Origin of the sequence: Massilia timonae (genome assembly GCF_001866515.1) — a bacterium.
In the GTDB taxonomy this organism is placed as follows: Bacteria; Pseudomonadota; Gammaproteobacteria; order Burkholderiales; family Burkholderiaceae_D; genus Telluria; species Telluria timonae.
Genome location: NZ_JRYB01000001.1, coordinates 3,634,339 through 3,653,478 on the forward strand (window position 1 = coordinate 3,634,339; position 19,140 = coordinate 3,653,478).

Consider the following 19,140-nt stretch of genomic DNA (forward strand, 5'->3'; position numbering starts at 1 on the left):
GAGCGCTCGTCTGCTGGAGAATGCCGGGACGGTTGACGCGATGTTGCCCAAACGTTCAGAATGGTTGGATGAGCGAACTGACCCTGTCGATCGGCGCCGCGCGCGCACTGCACCTGGCGGCCCAGGGCCTGGCGACGGCGCGCCGCCGCCGCGCGAGCAAAGATGACGTGCTGGCCGCGATCCGGCGCATGCGCATGCTGCAGATCGACACCATCAGCGTGGTCGCGCGCAGTCCCTACCTGGTGCTGTGGAGCCGGCTGGGCGACTACGATCCGGCCTGGCTCGACGAGCTGCTGGCCGAAGGCCACCTGTTCGAATACTGGGCCCACGAAGCCTGCTTCCTGCCGATCGAGGACTATGGCCTGTACCGGCACCGCATGCTCGATCCGGAAGCGATGGGCTGGAAGTATTCGGCGCGCTGGATGCGCGAGCGCGCCGACGAGGTGGCGCGGCTGGTCGAGCATATCCGCGCCGGCGGGCCGGTGCGGGCCGCCGACTTCGCGCGCCAGGACGGCAAGTCGGGCGGCTGGTGGGAGTGGAAGCCCGAGAAGCGCTCGCTCGAGGTCCTGTTCACGGCCGGCGCCCTGATGATCGCGCGCCGCCACAACTTCCAGCGCGTGTACGACCTGGCCGAGCGCGTCCATCCGACCTGGCACGACGACCGGATGCCGGCGCTGGACACGGTGCGGCGCGAATTCGCGCTGCGCGCCGTGCACGCGCTCGGCCTGGCGCGGGCCGCGTGGATCCCGGACTACCACCGCACGCGCCGGCCGCACGTCGATCCGGCGCGGCTGGCCCACGAGGGCTTGCTGGTCGCCGCCCGGGTCGAGGGCTGGCGCGATCCGGTCTACATCCACCCCGAGCACCTGGCGCTGGCGCGCCAGGCGGCGGACGGCGCGTTGGCCGCGAGCCTGACCACCTTGCTGTCGCCGTTCGACCCGGTGGTGTGGGACCGCCGCCGCGCGCTCGAGCTGTTCGGCTTCGATTACCGGCTCGAGTGCTACACCCCGGCGCCCAAGCGCCGCTACGGCTACTTCACCTTGCCGATCCTGCGCCGCGGCGCCCTGGTCGGCCGCATCGACGCCAAGGCGCACCGCAAGCAGGGCGTGTTCGAACTGCGCAGCGTGGCGCTGGAGCCAGGCGTGCGCCCGAGCGCCAGCCTGGCGCGCGACGTCGCCGGGGCCGTGGCCCGCTGCGCCGGCTGGCACGGTTGCCCACGGATCGCGGTGGTGGGCAGCGACCCGGCCGCTTTCGGTAACATGTTGGAAGGGTATTTTGTAGAGGAAATTCACCCCAACTGACCTCGCTCGCATTGTGAAATCGGGTTTGAGCAATGTCAAACCTACTGACCTTCTTCTCTCTACACTACGAAGTTCCTGTCGGCCGGCGCATGACAAGCCAGGAACGCAAACCACTAGCCGGCTACCCCTATAAAGCATCCCCGACCGCCCCAGGCGTGGACTTTCCACGCGCGCCGGAGGAGCAAATTGAGAGGAGACACCATGCTGACATCAACCTATACGCTGGTCGCCTTGTCCGTCGAGCAGGCCCGCGCGCGGATCGAGGTGCAGGCGTTGCTCGAACGCTGGCGACCTTGCGCCTGGTGGGGCGAACCGCCCGCGATGCGCCAGTATCAACAGGCGTGCGATGCGCTGCGCCAGGTGTGCGAGGCCTGTCACTGGCGCAAGCTCGACAAGTTCGTGCTGCCGGCGCTGCGCCGCTGCGGCGAGGACGCCGCCCGCCTGGTGGCCGCGCTGGATGGGTTGAGCCGGCAGGCGCTCGACGCGCGCCAGGCGGCGCAGGCCGCCGCTGTCGACGGCGATCCCGGCTGCCTGGCGGCGCTCGAACGCTGCTGCCAGCTGCTGCTCGAACGGCTCGAGCGCGAAGAGCGCGAACTGCTGCCGATGACGCGCACCATGATCCCGGGCGAGGCCTGGTTCGCCATCGCCAACCAGATGCTGGCGCACGATGCGCACCAGAGCGAAAGCCGGGGTGAAACCCGCGGCGACGGGCGCGGCGCCGACATCGGCGCGATGCGGGCTTTGCCGCCATCAGAGCTTTCTCCGAGGCAAAAGCGGGCCTTGCCGCTGGTAAACTGAGGAGCGTAGCCGGGCCGGACATGCCGAACGATACCGGGGTTCTTTGCTATGATGGGAGTTTTGGAAGTGCGATTTCATCATGTTCGAATTCCTATTCAAGCGGCAGGGCGGGAAATCGGCCACGTCCGGCGACAAGCCGGAGGCCAGGCCTGCCGCGGCGAAGGCTTCCGCGACCGCCGGCGCCAGGCCTGGCGCCGGCAAGTCGGGCAGCGCGCCGTCCGCGCCGTCCCCTGATGCGCAGGCTGCACGTGCGGCGCTCGCCGATGCCCGCGCGCGCCAGGCCGAACGGCTCAAGGGGCTGGACGCCGACGAAGCGGCCGCCGTCGATTTCATCCTCCAATCCGAATTCTCCGAACTGCGTCTCGCCGCGGCCGAACTGGTCCACGGGCGCGAGCACCTCGAGCGCGTGCATGCGGCGATGCGCAACGTCGACCGCCGCGTCGCCAAGCTGGTGCAGGGCAGGCTGGACGCGATCCGCCACCACGACTCCGAACTGCGCCGCGGCGAAGAGACGCTGGCCCAGGCCAGGTCGCTGCTGGGCGACGCCCTCCTGACCCCGAACCACGTGGCCGAGCTGGACCGCAAATGGTCGGTCATCCGCGCGCCCGAGCTGGCAGCCGACTTCGCCACGGTGCGCGACGAGCTCGGCCGTCGCCTCGCAGCGCAGGTGGCGCTGCAGCGCGCCATGATCGACCGCCTGGCCGTCTTGCGCGGCCTCGAGGCGGCCGGGCTGGACGCGGCCGCGCTGGCCGCGCGCCTGGCCGGGCTGCAGCAGGAGCAAGAGGCGGCCCTGGTCGATCCCGGCCACGCCTCGCTGCCGCGCGCCCTGGTGGCCGAATTCGCGACCGAACACGCGCGCCTGACCGCCAGCCTGGCGACCATCGAGCAAGACCAGGCCGCGCTGGCCGCGCGCGAGGCGGCCCTGGGCGCATGGCAAGCCCAGGCCCCGGCCGAACTCAAGCACGAGACCTTGCGCAGGGAGTGGCAGCGCCTGCCGGCCCTGCCGGCGCACGCCGCCGGCGCCGCCCTGCAGGCGCGTTTCGACGCGCTGCTCGCAAGCGTGCCGCAGGAAGCACGTCCGCCCAAGCCGGCGCCGGCCGCGAAGGACGGAGCGAAAGATGGCGCAAAAGAGGGCGCCAGGCCGGCCGCGCGCGGCGCCGACCAGGCCTTCCTCGACAAGCTGGATGCGCTCGAAGCCGCCTTGCAGCAGGGCTCCCTCGGCACCGCCGCCGAGCTCGACAAGGCGCTGAAGGAAGCCAAGGACAAGGGCATGCGCCTTTCCGCGCCGCAGGCCGACCACCTGGCCCATCTGCGCGCCGAGCTCAAGCGGCTGTCGGACTGGGCGCGCTGGGGCGGCAACGTCTCGCGCGAAGAACTGATCAAGACCGTCGAAGCGCTGCCAACCCAGGGCCTGGCGATGGCCGAGCTGGCCAAGAAGGTGGGCAGCATGCGCGATCGCTGGAAGGCCCTGGACAGCCTGTCCGGCCCCGCGCCGCGCAGCCTGTGGGAGCGCTTCGACGCCGCCTGCAGCGCCGCCTATGCGCCGGCTGCGGCCCACTTCAGGCAGCTGGCAGACGAGCGCCACGCCAACGCGGCGCGCGGCCAGGCCCTGGTCGAGGAAGCCCAGGCCGAGATCGGGCGCCTGCAATCGGGCGAGGCCGACTGGAAGCACGTGTCCGGCACCGTGCAGCGCCTGCGCACCGCCTGGAGCCACCTGGGCGCGGTCGACCGCAAGGAAAAGAAGCGCCTGGACGCGCTGTTCGCCGACGCGCTGACCACCTTGCAACGTCCGCTCGAAGACCAGCGCAAGGTCGAGATCGCGGTGCGCGAGCAGCTGATCGAAGAAGTGCGCAAGCTCGACCCGCACGAGCGCCATGCGGTGGACATGCTGCGCGAGCTGCAGGCGCGCTGGCAAGAGCACGCGCGCGCGCTGCCGCTCGAGCGCAAGGCCGAGCAGGCGCTGTGGCAGCGCTTCCGCGGCGCCTGCGACGCGCTGTTCGCCGCGCGCAAGGAGCAGGCGCACGCGGCCGACAGCGAGCGCCGCGCCCACGAGGCGGCCAAGGAAGCCCTGTGCGAACGCCTGGAGGCCGCCGCGCCGGACGCCACGCCTGCCAACGTCGGCAAGCTGCTGCGCGAGGCGGCTGCCGAATGGAATGCGATCGGTCCGGTGCCGCGCGCCCACGAGGCGCGCATCGACAAGCGCTATCACGCCGCCGTCGCCAAGGTGCAGCAGCATGCCGACGCCGCCCGCCGCGCCCAGGATACGGTCCTGGCCGGCGCCGTGCGCGACAAGCTGCGCCTGGTCCAGGCGCTCGAGAATGCGCTGGCCAATCCCGCGGCCCATACCCACGATTCGGACTGGCGCGGGCGCTGGGACGCCATGCTGGCGCTGGAAGGCGGCTACGAGCCGATCCTGCGCGCGCGCTTCGACGCCGCGCTGGCGGCCCTGGACGCGACCGAAGTCGAGCGCGCCGCTTACGTGCGCACGATGGAAGACAACCGCGCGCGCCTGCTGGACGACTTGCTGCGCCTGGAAATCGCGGCCGGCATCGACAGCGGCCCCGAGTTCGCGCGCGAGCGCCTGCGCCTGCAGGTCGAGGTGCTGCAAAGCTCGCTCAAGTCGGGCCAGAAGCCCGGCGCGCAGGCGGCCGAGCTGCGCGCGCTGCTGGCGCTGCCGGCGCTGCTCGACGTGCGCCTCGAGACCCGCATCGAACACCTGTTGTTGCGCCAGCCGAAGGACAATCCATGAATGAAGTACGGGTGCAGGCCGGGGATTTCGACCTCGGCCACGAAGTGGCGCGCCTGCGCGCGAACGATGCGCGCATCGGCGCCGTGGTGTCGTTTGTCGGCACCGTGCGTGACCTGAACGATGGCGCGAAGGTCTCCGAGATGGAGCTGGAACACTATCCGGGCATGACAGAAAAGTCGCTGGAAGCGATCGCGGCGCGCGCCTGCGAGCGCTGGCCCCTGTACGGCACCCTGGTCATCCACCGCGTCGGCCCATTGGCCCCGCTGGACCAGATCGTGCTGGTCGCCTGCAGCGCCGCCCATCGGGGCGATGCCTTCGCGGCCTGCGAGTTCATCATGGACTACCTCAAGACCGAGGCGCCGTTCTGGAAGAAAGAGCAGACGCCGGACGGCGCGCGCTGGGTCGACGCCCGCGTCACCGACGACAGCGCGAAGGCCAGGTGGGAAGCGCCCTGAGCTTCGCCGCGGTCGGCCTGGGCGCCGCGCTCGGCGCCTGGCTGCGCTGGGGCCTGGGCCTGTGGCTGGGCGGCCTGCACGGCTTCGTGCAGGTCGGGACGCTGGCGGCCAACCTCGTTGGCGGCTACCTGGTCGGCCTGGCGCTCGGCTTCTTCGCCGGCCAGCCGGACCTGGCGCCCGAGTGGCGCCTGTTCGTCATCACCGGCTTCCTCGGCGGCCTGACCACCTTTTCCAGCTTCTCGGGCGAGTCGGTGACCCTGCTGCAGCGCGGGGAGGTCGGCTGGGCGCTGGCGCACACGGCCTTGCACCTGTTCGGTTCGCTGCTGCTGTGCGCGGCCGGCTTCGCGACCTGGCGCGCCCTGCGTGGTTGAACCGTCCTACCCATCGGCGCCGATGCCTGCCCGAGCTGGCCATCGACGACGACGACTGGTTCGAGGACGATCATTGCGCCCGGGTGCCGTCCGCGATCGAGGGCAAGAAGTGGGCGTTCTCGTATTCGGTGTACGCCGACGGCAACACCGGCCGCGAATGATGCGTGGACGAGATCGAGAGCGTCGGCCTTGGCCGCGGCAACTACGCCGAGCGCTTCGGCGGTTTCGTGCGGCCGAGCGGGCTGGGGATCGACAAGCTGCAGCTGCTGCATCTCGTGCATCTGTGGTCGTGCGCGGCGTGGTGTACGGCGGGGTGGACAAGGCCGAGTCGAGCAGTTAGCGCTGGTCGGCCCCGATTCAGCTTGGCGCGGCTGCCTTGCCGTTCAGCGAGAGGGGGGGGCGGCGACCACTACCCGGTTACGCCCGGCCTTCTTCGCCGCGTACAGGGCGCGGTCGGCCGCCTGTAGTGGATCGGCCTCCTGCCCGCCATCGCCACGCCACTCGGCCACGCCGAACGAAGCCGAGATGCCCGAGATCGTCGCGCCCTGATGCTGGATGACCATCCCGGTCAGGGTCAGGCGTATCGCTTCGGCACACTTCGCGGCTTCTTCGGCGTCGCAATCGGGCAGCATCAGCACCAGTTCCTCGCCGCCGTAACGGCACGCCACGTCGCTGGCGCGCACCCGCTGTAACAGCACGCGGCTGGCCGACTGCAGCACCAGATCGCCGCCATCGTGGCCATAGGTGTCGTTGATGCGCTTGAAATGGTCGAGGTCGATCATCACGACCGAGCAAACGCTGCGGCTGCGCTGGGTGCGCGCCAGTTCGCGCTTGAGCGACTCGTCGAAGAATCGCCGGTTGTACATGCCAGTCAGCGGATCGACGGTCGACTGGTAGCGCAGCGTATTGCGCAGCAAGACGTTGCTGACTGCCAGGCTGAGCTGTTCGGCCAGCGTGACGATGTGCGCGTTGTCGACCGGATTTCCGTCGTGCCAGTCGCCGGCGATCACCAGCATGCCGATCACATCGCCCTGGGAGATCATCGGCACACAGGCCTGGGTCTCGTGGGCACTGAGCCAGACGGCGCCGTGGTCGCAGCACAGGTCGTGTTTTCGCGTGGCGAGATGGACTTTGCCCAAGCGCAGGCCCCAGCATTCGCCTGGCGCCACCGTGGGCGGCGTATCGTCTACCTGGCCCCAGCTTGCCTTCAGCTCGAGCACGTCACGCGAATTACGATAGAGATAGACCGCGCCAGATGTGTCCGGCAACAATTTACGCAGGAATACCGGTAACACCTGCTCCAGCTCGGACAGTGTCTTCACGCTGTCGAGCGCCTGCAGCATACTGGCCGTGATCGATAAACGCTCGGCGCGCGTGGCCGACTGTTGCGCCAGCTGTGCGTTGCTCTCCGCGAGCGACTTCGACTGGCGCGCCGATTCCGCCTGTTCGTTCAGGCTCCGGGTCACGATGTAGATGGTCGCCCCAATCAGGACCAGGCTGGCCAGGCTGGCGCCAATGCCCAGTGCCGAGTTGTAGCGCAGGGTCGCGGTCAGCTCGTCGCGCAAGCCGTTGCGATGGTCGGCCAGCGCTTTTTGCTGGCGGCCGAGCAGGGTGCGCAACTCGTCCATGATGATCTTGCCGTTCTGGCTGGCCACCATGTCCATGGCCGCCTGCGTATTGCCGGCTTTCTTGAGGCGGATGGTGCGGTCCATTTCAAGGAGCTTCGCCTCGCTCAGTTCGGCGATACGCGCCACCTGCGTGCGCTCCGCTTCCGAACTGGCGTGCCGCTGCAGATGCTCGAGTGCTGCGGGAATGCCCGCCACGCCGGCATTGTACGGGGCCAGAAAACTCTCGTCGCTGCCGATCAGGAAGCCGCGCTGTCCGGTTTCGGCATCCTGCAGCAGGTCGAGCATCAGATTGTAGGCACGTTCCTTGGCCGCCCCTTCCTTCAGCGCTTCAAGGGTGGCGTTGGCCTGGGAACTGCTGAGGATCGGCAGCGTGGCAAGGCAGGCAAGGATGACGATGATCAGGGCGCCGAAAATCTTCAGGCTGGAGTCGAGTCGCGAAAACATGCTTCTGAGAAATAATATATTTGTTGAATCATAGCGCTGGTCGGGTATGAGCGATGCATGGAAAAGCCGGCGACTTCCGCTTCAATTCTGATAACCGGCGCCGGCGCCATAGGCGCGGGTTACGCCGGGAGGCGATATGTCAGGTGGCCGGCGTCAGCGCCGTCGCATATGCCGCACGCGGCCCATACGTTCCCAAGGCGGCCAATGCTGCGTCGTACCCCGTTTCCGCCTGCTCGAAACTGGCTGCCGTCCAGATTGCCGCGAAGTGCTCCGCAGCCCAGGTATTCACCCCGGTCTGCACATAGGTGGACGCCCACGGCGCATCGAGCAGCAGCACCCCGCCCGCGCGCCAGCATGGCGTGCATCACGGCCGTGTCTTCGCTGCGCGCCAGTGCCGGGTAGGCCGGCAGGCTCGCACGCCTGGGCGGCGTGGGCCTGGTCGGTGATGAGAATGCTGAATAATTCATTTGCAGGGACGAAAAGCGTCGTGTGCGCATTGTACGGGATGGCAGGAGAGCACAGCCCGCCACCATCTTGAAATGTCGCCACTCACCCCTATCTTGCTCTCCAGCTAATAACAAACCTCTAGGGAGCAACACCATGCGGCAAGATAAATTGACGACCAAGCTCCAGGAAGCCCTGGCGGATGCCCAGAGCCTGGCGGTCGGCAACGATAACCAATACATCGAAACAGTCCATCTCCTGCTCGCCCTGCTGAACCAGGACGACGGCAGCGCGCGCTCGCTGCTGCAGCGCGCCGGCGTCAATGTCGGCGGGCTGACCAATGCCTTGAAGGCGGCGCTCGAGCGCCAGCCCAAGGTGACCGGCGCCGGCGGCAACGTCCAGGTCGGACGCGACCTGATGGCGCTCCTGAACCTGTCCGATCGCGAGGCGCAAAAGCGCGGCGACCAGTTCCTGTCGTCCGAGATGGTGCTGCTGGCGCTGACCGAAGACAAATCCGACGCCGGCCGCCTGGCGCGCGAGAACGGCCTGGCGCGCAAGTCGCTCGAATCGGCCATCTCGGCCGTGCGCGGCGGCGAAGCGGTGAATTCGCCCGAGGCCGAAGGCCAGCGCGAAGCCCTCAAGAAGTACACGCTCGACCTGACCGAGCGCGCCCGCGCCGGCAAGCTCGACCCGGTGATCGGCCGCGACGACGAGATCCGGCGCGCGATCCAGGTGCTGCAGCGACGCAGCAAGAACAATCCGGTGCTGATCGGCGAACCCGGCGTCGGCAAGACCGCCATCGTCGAGGGCCTGGCCCAGCGCATCGTCAACGGCGAGGTGCCCGATTCGCTCAAGGGCAAGCGCGTGCTGTCGCTCGACATGGCGGCGCTGCTGGCCGGCGCCAAGTTCCGCGGCGAATTCGAGGAACGGCTGAAGAGCGTATTGAAGGAGCTCGCGCAGGATGAAGGCCAGACCATCGTCTTCATCGACGAGATCCACACCATGGTCGGCGCCGGCAAGGCCGAAGGCGCGATGGACGCCGGCAATATGCTGAAACCCGCGCTGGCGCGCGGCGAGCTGCACTGCGTCGGCGCGACCACGCTGGACGAGTACCGCAAGTACGTCGAGAAGGACGCCGCCCTCGAGCGCCGCTTCCAGAAGATCATCGTCGACGAGCCGAGCGTGGAGGCGACCATCGCCATCCTGCGCGGCCTGCAGGAGAAATACGAGCTGCACCACCAGGTGGACATCACCGACCCGGCGATCATCGCCGCGGCCGAGCTGTCGCACCGGTATATCACCGACCGCTTCCTGCCCGACAAGGCGATCGACCTGATCGACGAGGCGGCGGCCAAGATCAAGATCGAGATCGACTCCAAGCCCGAAGTCATGGACCGCCTCGAGCGGCGCATGATCCAGCTGAAGATCGAACGCGAGGCGGTGCGCAAGGAAACCGACGAGGCCTCGCAGCGCCGCCTGGAGCTGCTGGGCGAAGAGATCGCGCGCCTGGAACGCGAGTACAACGACTACGAGGAAGTGCTGAAGGCCGAGAAGGCCGCGGTGCAGGGCACGACCCATATCAGGGAAGAGATCGAGCGCATCCGCTACCAGATGGAGGAAGCACGGCGCCAGAGCAACTGGCAGCTGGCCTCGGAACTGCAGTATGGCCGCCTGCCGGAGCTGGAGGCGCAGCTGCGCCAGGCCGAGGACGCCACGGCCCGCGCCGAAGCCGACAACGTCAAGCCGAAGCTGCTGCGCACCCAGGTGGGCGCCGAGGAGATCGCCGAGGTGGTCTCGCGCGCGACCGGCATTCCGGTGGCGCGCATGATGCAGGGCGAGCGCGACAAGCTGCTGCACATCGAGGACGAGCTGCACAAGCGCGTGGTGGGCCAGGACGAGGCGATCGAGGCGGTGTCCGACGCCATCCGCCGTTCGCGCGCCGGCCTGTCGGATCCGAACCGTCCTTACGGCTCCTTCATGTTCCTGGGGCCGACCGGGGTCGGCAAGACCGAGCTGTGTAAAGCGCTCGCCGCCTTCCTGTTCGACACCGAGGATGCGCTAATCCGCATCGACATGAGCGAATTCATGGAGAAGCATTCGGTCGCCCGCCTGATCGGCGCGCCGCCGGGCTATGTCGGCTACGAGGAGGGCGGTTACCTCACCGAGGCGGTGCGCCGCAAGCCCTATAGCGTGATCCTGCTCGACGAGATCGAGAAGGCGCACCCGGACGTGTTCAACGTGCTGCTGCAGGCGCTGGACGACGGCCGCATGACCGACGGCCAGGGCCGCACCGTGGACTTCAAGAATACGGTGATCGTGATGACCTCGAACCTCGGTTCGCACCGGATCCAGTCGATGGACACCGACGAGCCGGCCGTGGTCAAGCTGGCCGTGATGGCCGAGGTGCGGGGTCACTTCCGTCCCGAGTTCATCAACCGGATCGACGAGATCGTGGTGTTCCATGCGCTCGACGAGAAGAACATCGGCGCCATCGCCCGCATCCAGCTGCACAACCTGGAAGCGCGCCTGGCCAAGATGGAGATGACGCTCGACATCGACGACGAGTCGCTGCAAAGAATCGCGGAGGCCGGCTACGATCCGGTGTATGGCGCGCGTCCGCTCAAGCGCGCGATCCAGCAGCAGATCGAGAATCCGCTGTCCAAGGCGATCCTGGCGGGACGCTTCGGGCCGAAGGACACGATCCCGGTGCGGGTGCGCCACGGTGAACTCGCGTTCGGCGAGGAGACGGTCGACCTGGCCAAGTAACTGAACGGTTGTTCCGGTAACGAAGGGCGCGGCATTTGCCGCGCCCTTCGTCGTTTTTCATGATGCGAAATCACGGCCCCGCGATGCGGGATGCGCAGCAAATCCGCGTGCGGCTGTGATCTCATGGTGAGAAATTTTATTTCATATCATGGAGTGGCAAGAGCAACTATATGATTATAAAAGGATAAAATTTACTGTTCTGTCTTATATAAGAGTGATTGTGCTGCGCACAAACCGCGCTAAGATGATGTCAACGGATTCGCACTACCTTCAATCATGTCTTTGACTTCAGGAGAGCATCATGACTAGCCGTGAACAGCAAATCGCCGAACTGCAGCAGGAATGGGACAGCAACCCGCGCTGGAAAGGCGTGGTCCGCAACTACACCGCGGCCGACGTCGTCCGCCTGCGCGGCTCGCTCCCGATCGAGCACACCCTGGCCAAACGCGGCGCCGACAAGCTGTGGAAGCTGGTGCACGACGAGCCCTACGTCAACGCCCTCGGCGCCCTGACCGGCAACCAGGCCATGCAGCAGGTGAAGGCCGGCCTGAAGGCGATCTACCTGTCCGGCTGGCAGGTGGCGGGCGACGCCAATGCCGCCGGCGAGATGTATCCCGACCAGTCGCTGTATCCGGCCAATTCGGTGCCGCTGGTCGTGCGCCGCATCAACAACACCTTCCAGCGTGCCGACCAGATTCAATGGTCTGAGGGCAAGGACGACATCGATTACTTCGCGCCGATCGTGGCCGATGCCGAGGCCGGTTTCGGCGGCGTGCTCAATGCCTACGAGCTCATGAAGTCGATGATCGAGGCGGGCGCCGCCGGCGTGCACTTCGAAGACCAGCTGGCCTCGGTCAAGAAATGCGGCCACATGGGCGGCAAGGTGCTGGTGCCCACCCGCGAGGCGGTCGAGAAGCTCAACGCCGCGCGCCTGGCCGCCGACGTGATGGGCACCTCGACCCTGGTCATCGCCCGCACCGACGCCGAGGCGGCCGACCTGCTGACCTCCGACGTCGACGCCAACGACAAGGAGTTCTGCACCGGCGAGCGCACGGTGGAGGGCTTCTTCCGCGTCAAGCCCGGCATCGAGCAGGCGATCTCGCGTGGCCTGGCCTATGCGCCGTATGCCGACCTGGTGTGGTGCGAGACCGGCAAGCCCGACCTCGAGTTCGCGCGCCGCTTCGCCGACGCCATCCACGCCAAATTCCCGGGCAAGATGCTGGCCTATAACTGTTCGCCCTCGTTCAACTGGAAAAAGAACCTGGACGACGCCACCATCGCCAAGTTCCAGAAAGAGCTGGGCGCCATGGGCTACAAGTTCCAGTTCATCACGCTGGCCGGCTTCCATGCGCTCAACTACGGCATGTTCAATCTGGCCCACGGCTATGCCCGCAGCGGCATGTCGGCCTTCGTCGAGCTGCAAGAGGCCGAATTCGCGGCGGCCGAGAAGGGCTTCACCGCCGTCAAGCACCAGCGCGAAGTCGGCACCGGCTACTTCGACGCCGTGACCCAGGCCATCCAGCAGGGCCAGAGCTCGACCACCGCATTGCATGGCTCGACGGAGGATGAACAGTTCTTCGAAGCGAAGAAAGTCGCCTGAACTTGTAATACCTTCCGCGTCGCTCTCTTGCCAGCCGCGGTCCCACAAGGGCTGCGGCTTTTTGCGCGGCGCAATGCATTTCCAGCCCCAGGCGGTTGTAGTGGATAATGGCGCCTAATTCTGCCGCCAACTTTCTCGCGGCAACCTCTTTTAGGAATTCCAGCTTATGTTGAGCTACCGCCACGCCTTCCACGCGGGTAACCACGCCGATGTCCTCAAGCATTTTGTACAGGTGCAGCTGCACCTGTACATGAACCAGAAGGATGCCGCCTACACCTATATCGACACCCACTCGGGGGCCGGCGTGTATGCGCTCGACAGTTTTCAGGCGACCAAGACCGCCGAGTTCGATACCGGCATCGGCCCGCTGTGGAACTGCAGCGACGTCCCGGCCCCGCTGAAGGAATACCTCGACCTCATCAAGAGCATGAATCCGAGCGGCAAGATGCGCTACTACCCGGGGTCGCCCTGGGTGGCCGAGCAGATGTCGCGCGAGCAGGATCGCCTGCGCCTGTTTGAGCTGCACCCAGCGGATTGCAAGATCCTGGCCGAAAACTTCCGCAAGCTCGACGCGCACAAGGCCGAGCAGGGCGAGCGCTCGCGCGGCCGCCGTGTGATCATCGAGCATGGCGACGGCTTCCACAGCATGAAGGCGCTGCTGCCGCCGCCGTCGCGCCGCGCATTGGTGCTGATCGATCCGCCCTACGAGATCAAGGACGACTACAAGCGTGTGCGCGACGCGCTCGACGAGGCGCTGGGCAAGTTCCCGAGCGGCATGTACGCAATCTGGTATCCGGTGCTGCAGCGCATGGAGTCGCGCCAGTTCGCCGACCGCCTCAAGCGCCTGCCGGCCAAGGAATGGCTCAACGTCACGCTCACCACCAATACCCCGACCCCGGACGGCACCGGCCTGCACAGCAGCGGCATGTTCATCCTGAATCCGCCGTACACGCTGGAGGCGATCCTGCGCGAGGTCATGCCCTACCTGGTGCGCGTGCTGGGCAAGGATGCCGGCGCCCGCTTCACGATCGAAAAGGGCACGCAGGTGACGGGCGCCGCCGCCGGTCGCCTGGTGGGCGACGCGCCGCGCGTGCCGGTGGGCAATGCGCGCCGCGCCAGCCCGCTGTCGGGCAAGGGCAGCCTGCGCCTGCCGGGCCAGAGCATGCCGCGCGCCGACGAAGCGCCGGCCGCCCCGGCCAAGCCGGCGCGCGCCGGTGGCCCACGCAGCGCCACCCCGCGCGACGGCGCACTGCGCGATGGCGCGCCACGCGGCAACGCGGCCCGCACCCGCCCTGACGCAGCCACCGGCCCGCGCGACGGCGCGCCGCGCAGCGCGCGCACCAGCGCAGCGCGACCGGCGGCGCCGGGCGCGCCACGCAACGGGCGAACCCGCCAGGGTGGCGGCGGCCGCGGCTGATCCGCGCCCCGTTCGATTCGATGTCGAAATGCTAAGATTAGCATTTTTGTAGTATAGTCGGCGCTAGGTGGATGGCGCGTGCCGTCCGCCGGGCGCGGCGCGCTGCCGTGACTGTTTCCAGGAGTATTTTTCGATGCACGCCGATGCAACGGCAGCGGTCTCCGTGCCGTCCGACGATTTCTTTCTTGCGCGTCAGCCCATCCTCGGGCGCGACCAGCATCTGGTGGCGTTCGAGCTGCTGTTTCGTGCGGCCGGCGAGGACGTCGACGCCAAGCTGACCGACGGCGCGGCGGCCACCGCCGCCGTCATCTCGCATGCATCCCAGCTCGGCATGGAGCAGGTGGTGGGCGAGCAACTGGCCTTCGTCAACGTCGACGAGGTGGTGTTGATGAGCGACTTCGTGCGCTTCCTGCCGTCCCACAAGGTGATCCTGGAAATCCTCGAGACCGTGAAGCCGACGCCGGAACTGCTGGCGCGGGTGGCCGAGCTCAAGGAGCTGGGCTTCAAGTTCGCGGTCGACGACGTGGTCGAGCACTCGAGCGAGCTCGACAAGCTGGTGCAGCTGGTCGACATCATCAAGGTCGACGTCAAGGGCGTCGCCCCGAACGAGCTGGCGCAGTTGGTCGATTCACTGCGCCGCACCGGCAAGCGCCTGCTGGCCGAGAAGGTCGAGACCATCGACGAGTTCAAGCTGTGCATGGAACTCGGCTTCGAATATTTTCAGGGCTATTATTTTGCGCGTCCGGCGATCCTGAGCGGACGCAAGATCACGCCGTCCGAGATCACGATCCTGCGCCTGCTGGAACTGGTCAACTCGAATGCCGACAGCCAGGCGATCGAGACCGCCGTCAAGCGCGACGCCCTGATCAGCCTGAACCTGCTGCGCCTGGTGAACAGCCGCGCGGTGCCCGGTCCGCGCATCGAATCGCTGTCGCAGGCCCTGGTCCAGCTCGGCCGGCGCCAGCTGGGGCGCTGGCTGCAGATCCTGCTCTACACGGCGGCCGGGGCCCGGGTCGAGCTCAAGTCGCCATTGCTGCAGTTGGCCACGACGCGCGGCAAGCTGCTCGAACTGATGACGCTGCGCGTGCGGCCGGGCGACACCGCCAGCGCCGACCGCGCCTTCACGGTCGGCATCATGTCGCTGGCCGAAGCCCTGTTCTCGGTGCCGATGGCAGACATCCTGGCCCACGTCGACATCGCGCACGACGTGCGCGAGGCGCTGCTCGAGCGCGAGGGCGATTTCGGCACCATGCTGCGCATCGCCGAACTGCTCGAGGCGGCCGAGGGCGGCGGCAAGCTGGCCTGCGCGCTCAAGAAGATCGGCCTGACCGTGCCCGAGGTGCGCGAGATCGAGCTGGCGGCGTTCGACTGGGTGCGCGAATTGACCAACGAGGCCCAGGAGCCAGTGCAGCAGTCACTGCAGTAGCGATCCTGAAGCCGGCCCGCGTCCGGCTTACTGCCCCAGCAACAGGAACACGGTTGGCTTCTTGTGGAAGTCCGGCCCTTTATTCGCCGCCAGCGCCGCCTTCCACTTGGCCGCCGTCAAGGTGCGCACCGACTCGGTCGCCAGGGTCAGGTCGGTCGCCACGCAGATCAGGGTGCCTGGCTGGCAGCTCGCCGCCAGCGCTTCCAGCATGGCGCCGTTGCGGTACGGCGTCTCGATCAGCAACTGGGTCTGGCGCTCGGTGCGCGAACGTTTTTCCAGGTCGTGGATGCGTTTCGTACGCTGGGCGGCATCGGTCGGCAGGTAGCCGTTGAAGGCGAAGCTCTGGCCGTTCAGGCCGCTGGCCATGACGGCCAGCAGCAGCGACGACGGTCCCACCAGCGGACGCACGTTGACGCCGTGCTGGTGGGCCAGGCGCACCAGGTCGGCGCCGGGGTCGGCCACGGCCGGGACGCCGGCTTCCGACACCAGGCCGGCGTCGCGTCCCGCCAGCAGCGGGGCCAGCAGTTGCGCCAGCGCCGCCGGCGGCGTGTTCACGTTCAATTCCGCGATCTCGATTTCCTGCAGCGGCTTGGCCAGCGGATGATCGATCGCGATCAGCTTCAGGAAGGCGCGCGCGGTCTTGGCGTTCTCGGCCACGAAATAATCGAGCTTGCTGGTCAGCGCCTGCACCTGGGTCGGGAGCAGGGCATTCAGGGCGCCTGGAGCGGGGTCAAGCGGGCCAAGGGTGTTCGGGATCAGGTACAGGGTGCCGGGCATGATGGGATCAAAAGTGTTTCAGGCGCCAAAAAACTCGACGCCGGCCTTGCGCAACATGCCGGTCAGGGCAATCAGCGGCAGGCCGGTGAGGGCGGTGGGGTCGTTCGATTGGATGCGCTCGAGCAGGGCGATGCCCAGCCCTTCGTTCTTGGCGCTGCCGGCGCAGTCATACGGCTGCTCGATGCGCAGGTAGGCGTCGAGTTCACGGTCCGGCAAGTCGCGGAAAGCGACGCGCACCTGCACGTTCTCGAGCTGGGCGGCCTGGCCCGGGTCGGCGACGCGGCCATCCCACAGGCACAGAGCGGTATGGAACACGACTTCGCGTCCGCGCATCAGTTGCAACTGGGCAAGCGCGCGTGCCTGGTCGCCGGGCTTGCCGATCTGCAGCCCGTCCAGCGTGGCGACCTGGTCGGAGCCGATCACCAGCGCGCCAGGATGCAGGGTTGCTACGGCCTGCGCCTTTTCGCGCGCCAGGCGCAGGGCGGTGGCTTGCGGTGTTTCGCCATCCAGCGGCGTCTCGTCGATGTCGGGCGCGACGGCCTCGAACGGCAGGCCCAGGCGCTGCAACAGTTCGCGGCGGTAGGCGGAACTCGATGCGAGGATGAGTGGAGGCATTAGTGTCATGGCGCTGTTGGACGAGAATCGAGATTGCGACGGGAGAATGCGACGGGAGAATGCGACGGTTTTTTGACGCTGGCGCGAAAAGCCTGCTATTATCGCAGGTTTTCCGGGGTAACTTTTCAAATGAGCGCTTTTGTCATCGACGCCTTCGAGTTTTGCAAGAACGACGGCCATCGTGAAGGCTCTACGCCCCTGGTCGAGATGACCCGTCTCGCCGCCGAGAGCACGGACAAGAGCGGCGATATCCGCTGGTCCATCCAGGGCGGCCAGACCCGTCAGGGCTATCCTTCGCTGACCCTCGCGGTCGCCGGGCATGTGAAGCTGGTGTGCCAGCGTTGCTTGCAGCCTATGGATTACGAGATCGATTCGTCGACCATGCTGGTGCTGGGCGAGAACGACGAGGATGCCGACGCGATCGAGGAAATCCTCGACGACGAAAGCATCGACGTGATCGTCGGCAGCCGCAGCTGCGACATCCGCGAGCTGCTCGAGGACGAGGCCCTGCTGGCCTTGCCGCAATCGCCACGGCATGACGTTTGTCCGGATACGGGCTTGCTCGATAGCCTGAAAACCGATAAAGTGTCGCCTTTCGCCGCCCTCAAGAACTTGAAGACGGACTAAGCAGAAGTAATAGCAAGAAAAATCAGCAGCACAGGATTCGCAGTACGGTGGCGGCAGCGTAGAAACAATGTCGTCCAAAATCTGCAAACGAACGTGTCAAACGCGTGCAATCGAGTATGGCATTCGCGGTAGTTGTAGCAGCGTTCAACATGTCGGCAGGCGTCAAAAGCTTGCCGCCGAGATACTCGATTTGCATCTGGTTTGCATATCGAATGTGTTAAAATTTTAGAACTTTGTACTAGGAGTTATCATGGCAGTTCAACAGAATAAGAAATCCCCATCGAAGCGCGGCATGCACCGTTCGCACGATTTCCTGACCGCCCCTAACCTGGCAGTCGAGCCGACCACCGGCGAAACCCATCTGCGTCACCACATCTCGCCAAACGGCTTCTACCGTGGTCGCAAGGTCCTGAAGACCAAGAACGACGAGTAATCGACGTTCTGGCTTTTAGCATCATGAAAGCGGCGCAACGTATGTTATCTGCGTGGCGCCGCTTTTTCTTTGGCATCTGCTCAGTAACCGGCTGCATCCCTAGCACCGCCGTCATGTTGAACAGCCTGGATCCCGTGCGCATGTGCGCCACGAACCGATCCCCTCTGGCCGCCCGTCCTGTGTGAGCCGCGGCATCTCCAACAAATGACAATTAAAATATCCATTGACTGCATGGGCGGCGATCACGGCCCCTCAGTTACCATTCCGGCAGCCATCTCCTTTCTCAAAAAGCAAGCTGACGCCGAGCTCGTGCTCGTGGGCGTCGAAGATGTGCTGCGCGCAGAACTCAAGAAGCATCACGCGGACAACAACCCGCGCCTGACCGTCAAGCACGCCTCCGAAATCGTCACGATGGAAGACCCGGTCGAAGTGGCCCTGCGCCGCAAGAAGGATTCGTCGATGCGGGTGGCGATCGAGGCCGTCAAGGATGGCAGCGCCCACGCCTGCGTCTCGGCCGGCAATACCGGCGCCCTGATGGCCGTCTCGCGCTACGTGCTCAAGACCATGGCCGGCGTCGACCGCCCGGCGATCTGCTCGATCATGCCGAACCAGAAGGGCGGCCCGACCTATATCCTCGACCTCGGCGCCAACGTCGACTGCGAGCCGGACCACCTGCACCAGTTCGCCATCATGGGCTCGGTGCTGTGTTCGGCGATCGAGGGCATCCCGCGCCCGACCATCGGCCTGCTCAACGTCGGCACCGAAGACATCAAGGGCAACGAGGCGGTGAAAGCCACCGGCGTGCTGCTGCGCGCCGACGCCGAACGTGGCAAACTGAACTTTTTCGGCAATGTCGAAGGCAATGACATCTTCAAGGGCACGGTCGACGTCGTCGTGTGCGACGGTTTCGTCGGCAACGTCATGCTCAAGGCGATCGAAGGCCTGTCGCGCTTCATGAAGGCCACGTTCAAGGAAAGCGTCATGTCGATGCTGGGCGCGGTGTTCGCGCGCAAGGCGCTCAAGAAGCTCAATCCGGAACGCTACAACGGCGCCGGCCTGCTGGGCCTGAAAGGCCTGGTCTTCAAGAGCCACGGCGGCGCCAATGCCTATGCCTTCGAGTGGGCGATCAAGCGCGCCTACGATGCCGCACACAATAATGTGCAAGAGCACCTGTCGGCCCTGATCGCCGAACTGATGCCGAACTCCCCGCTAACGGCTCCGGCCGCCGCGCCCGCAGTTACGCCGGCATCGGCGCTCGACGGCCAGCGCCAGGCGCAATAACCCAGCAG

The 19,140-nt window shown here is 66.5% G+C and carries 17 protein-coding genes; 13 read left to right on the forward strand and 4 right to left on the reverse strand.

Features of this window, described 5'->3' with window-relative positions:
* The first annotated feature begins 68 nt into the window (after positions 1-68).
* The 6 genes from LO55_RS15675 to LO55_RS26690 all read left to right on the forward strand — a co-directional run bounded on the left by LO55_RS15675 (position 69) and on the right by LO55_RS26690 (position 5,835).
* Positions 69-1,301, forward strand: coding sequence for a winged helix-turn-helix domain-containing protein (locus LO55_RS15675; protein ID WP_071362163.1), 1,233 nt, complete (start codon positions 69-71; stop codon positions 1,299-1,301).
* 201 nt (positions 1,302-1,502) lie between these two features.
* Positions 1,503-2,099, forward strand: coding sequence for a hypothetical protein (locus LO55_RS15680; protein WP_071362164.1), 597 nt, complete (start codon positions 1,503-1,505; stop codon positions 2,097-2,099).
* Between the two features lie 79 nt (positions 2,100-2,178).
* Complete coding sequence (locus tag LO55_RS15685; protein ID WP_071362165.1) at positions 2,179-4,848, forward strand: DUF349 domain-containing protein; 2,670 nt, start codon at positions 2,179-2,181, stop codon at positions 4,846-4,848.
* Entirely contained in the window at positions 4,845-5,303 is a 459-nt protein-coding gene (moaE, locus tag LO55_RS15690) for a molybdopterin synthase catalytic subunit MoaE (RefSeq protein WP_071362166.1), read from the forward strand. Before LO55_RS15685 ends, moaE begins: the two co-directional genes overlap by 4 nt.
* A complete protein-coding gene (gene crcB / locus LO55_RS15695; protein ID WP_083415344.1) occupies positions 5,288-5,674 on the forward strand; it encodes a fluoride efflux transporter CrcB in 387 nt (128 codons plus the stop codon). Before moaE ends, crcB begins: the two co-directional genes overlap by 16 nt.
* The gene (locus LO55_RS26690) at positions 5,671-5,835 is read left to right on the forward strand and encodes a hypothetical protein (protein WP_177185530.1); all 165 of its coding nucleotides are present in this window, start codon (positions 5,671-5,673) and stop codon (positions 5,833-5,835) included. Before crcB ends, LO55_RS26690 begins: the two co-directional genes overlap by 4 nt.
* A gap of 222 nt (positions 5,836-6,057) precedes the next feature.
* Here LO55_RS26690 and LO55_RS15700 read toward each other — a convergent pair whose 3' ends face one another.
* Both LO55_RS15700 and LO55_RS15705 read right to left on the reverse strand, forming a co-directional pair.
* Entirely contained in the window at positions 6,058-7,746 is a 1,689-nt protein-coding gene (locus LO55_RS15700; RefSeq protein ID WP_071362167.1) for a diguanylate cyclase, read from the reverse strand.
* 139 nt (positions 7,747-7,885) lie between these two features.
* The gene (locus LO55_RS15705; RefSeq protein ID WP_071362168.1) at positions 7,886-8,083 is read right to left on the reverse strand and encodes a hypothetical protein; all 198 of its coding nucleotides are present in this window, start codon (positions 8,081-8,083) and stop codon (positions 7,886-7,888) included.
* Between the two features lie 263 nt (positions 8,084-8,346).
* Here LO55_RS15705 and clpB point away from each other — a divergent pair, with 263 nt between their 5' ends.
* The 4 genes from clpB to LO55_RS15725 all read left to right on the forward strand — a co-directional run bounded on the left by clpB (position 8,347) and on the right by LO55_RS15725 (position 15,399).
* On the forward strand, positions 8,347-10,956 hold the full coding sequence (gene clpB, locus LO55_RS15710; RefSeq protein ID WP_071362169.1) for an ATP-dependent chaperone ClpB: 2,610 nt from the start codon (positions 8,347-8,349) through the stop codon (positions 10,954-10,956).
* A gap of 301 nt (positions 10,957-11,257) precedes the next feature.
* Positions 11,258-12,556 carry an isocitrate lyase gene (aceA, locus tag LO55_RS15715; RefSeq protein WP_071362170.1) on the forward strand — a complete coding sequence of 433 codons (1,299 nt, stop codon included), beginning with the start codon at positions 11,258-11,260 and terminating at the stop codon, positions 12,554-12,556.
* A gap of 166 nt (positions 12,557-12,722) precedes the next feature.
* Positions 12,723-13,973, forward strand: a complete 1,251-nt coding sequence (locus LO55_RS15720) for a 23S rRNA (adenine(2030)-N(6))-methyltransferase RlmJ (RefSeq protein WP_071362171.1) — start codon at positions 12,723-12,725, stop codon at positions 13,971-13,973.
* Between the two features lie 133 nt (positions 13,974-14,106).
* On the forward strand, positions 14,107-15,399 hold the full coding sequence (locus LO55_RS15725; RefSeq protein WP_071362172.1) for an EAL and HDOD domain-containing protein: 1,293 nt from the start codon (positions 14,107-14,109) through the stop codon (positions 15,397-15,399).
* Between the two features lie 27 nt (positions 15,400-15,426).
* Here the strand turns inward: LO55_RS15725 and LO55_RS15730 are convergent, their stop codons facing one another.
* Both LO55_RS15730 and LO55_RS15735 read right to left on the reverse strand, forming a co-directional pair.
* Positions 15,427-16,176, reverse strand: coding sequence for an SAM-dependent methyltransferase (locus LO55_RS15730; RefSeq protein WP_071362173.1), 750 nt, complete (start codon positions 16,174-16,176; stop codon positions 15,427-15,429).
* A gap of 18 nt (positions 16,177-16,194) precedes the next feature.
* Complete coding sequence (locus LO55_RS15735) at positions 16,195-16,791, reverse strand: Maf-like protein (protein WP_083415345.1); 597 nt, start codon at positions 16,789-16,791, stop codon at positions 16,195-16,197.
* A 129-nt stretch (positions 16,792-16,920) separates the two neighbouring features.
* Between LO55_RS15735 and LO55_RS15740 the strand changes: the two genes are divergently transcribed.
* The 3 genes from LO55_RS15740 (at position 16,921) to plsX (ending at position 19,132) form a co-directional block, all read left to right on the forward strand.
* Positions 16,921-17,418, forward strand: a complete 498-nt coding sequence (locus LO55_RS15740; protein WP_071362175.1) for a YceD family protein — start codon at positions 16,921-16,923, stop codon at positions 17,416-17,418.
* Between the two features lie 250 nt (positions 17,419-17,668).
* Positions 17,669-17,851, forward strand: a complete 183-nt coding sequence (rpmF, locus tag LO55_RS15745) for a 50S ribosomal protein L32 (RefSeq protein WP_005666806.1) — start codon at positions 17,669-17,671, stop codon at positions 17,849-17,851.
* A gap of 204 nt (positions 17,852-18,055) precedes the next feature.
* Positions 18,056-19,132, forward strand: a complete 1,077-nt coding sequence (plsX, locus tag LO55_RS15750; RefSeq protein ID WP_071362176.1) for a phosphate acyltransferase PlsX — start codon at positions 18,056-18,058, stop codon at positions 19,130-19,132.
* The last annotated feature ends 8 nt before the right edge of the window (positions 19,133-19,140 follow it).

What these genes read in the sequence shown, in the direction of transcription:
- moaE (WP_071362166.1), top strand. Translation starts at nt 4,845, where the DNA reads ATGAATGAAGTACGGGTGCAGGCCGGGGATTTCGACCTCGGCCACGAA.
- LO55_RS15730 (WP_071362173.1), bottom strand. Translation starts at nt 16,176, where the DNA reads ATGCCCGGCACCCTGTACCTGATCCCGAACACCCTTGGCCCGCTTGAC.
- LO55_RS15735 (WP_083415345.1), bottom strand. Translation starts at nt 16,791, where the DNA reads ATGCCTCCACTCATCCTCGCATCGAGTTCCGCCTACCGCCGCGAACTG.
- aceA (WP_071362170.1), top strand. Translation starts at nt 11,258, where the DNA reads ATGACTAGCCGTGAACAGCAAATCGCCGAACTGCAGCAGGAATGGGAC.
- LO55_RS15720 (WP_071362171.1), top strand. Translation starts at nt 12,723, where the DNA reads ATGTTGAGCTACCGCCACGCCTTCCACGCGGGTAACCACGCCGATGTC.
- clpB (WP_071362169.1), top strand. Translation starts at nt 8,347, where the DNA reads ATGCGGCAAGATAAATTGACGACCAAGCTCCAGGAAGCCCTGGCGGAT.
- LO55_RS15700 (WP_071362167.1), bottom strand. Translation starts at nt 7,746, where the DNA reads ATGTTTTCGCGACTCGACTCCAGCCTGAAGATTTTCGGCGCCCTGATC.
- plsX (WP_071362176.1), top strand. Translation starts at nt 18,056, where the DNA reads ATGACAATTAAAATATCCATTGACTGCATGGGCGGCGATCACGGCCCC.
- LO55_RS15725 (WP_071362172.1), top strand. Translation starts at nt 14,107, where the DNA reads ATGCACGCCGATGCAACGGCAGCGGTCTCCGTGCCGTCCGACGATTTC.
- rpmF (WP_005666806.1), top strand. Translation starts at nt 17,669, where the DNA reads ATGGCAGTTCAACAGAATAAGAAATCCCCATCGAAGCGCGGCATGCAC.
- LO55_RS15740 (WP_071362175.1), top strand. Translation starts at nt 16,921, where the DNA reads ATGAGCGCTTTTGTCATCGACGCCTTCGAGTTTTGCAAGAACGACGGC.
- LO55_RS15685 (WP_071362165.1), top strand. Translation starts at nt 2,179, where the DNA reads ATGTTCGAATTCCTATTCAAGCGGCAGGGCGGGAAATCGGCCACGTCC.
- LO55_RS15680 (WP_071362164.1), top strand. Translation starts at nt 1,503, where the DNA reads ATGCTGACATCAACCTATACGCTGGTCGCCTTGTCCGTCGAGCAGGCC.
- LO55_RS15675 (WP_071362163.1), top strand. Translation starts at nt 69, where the DNA reads ATGAGCGAACTGACCCTGTCGATCGGCGCCGCGCGCGCACTGCACCTG.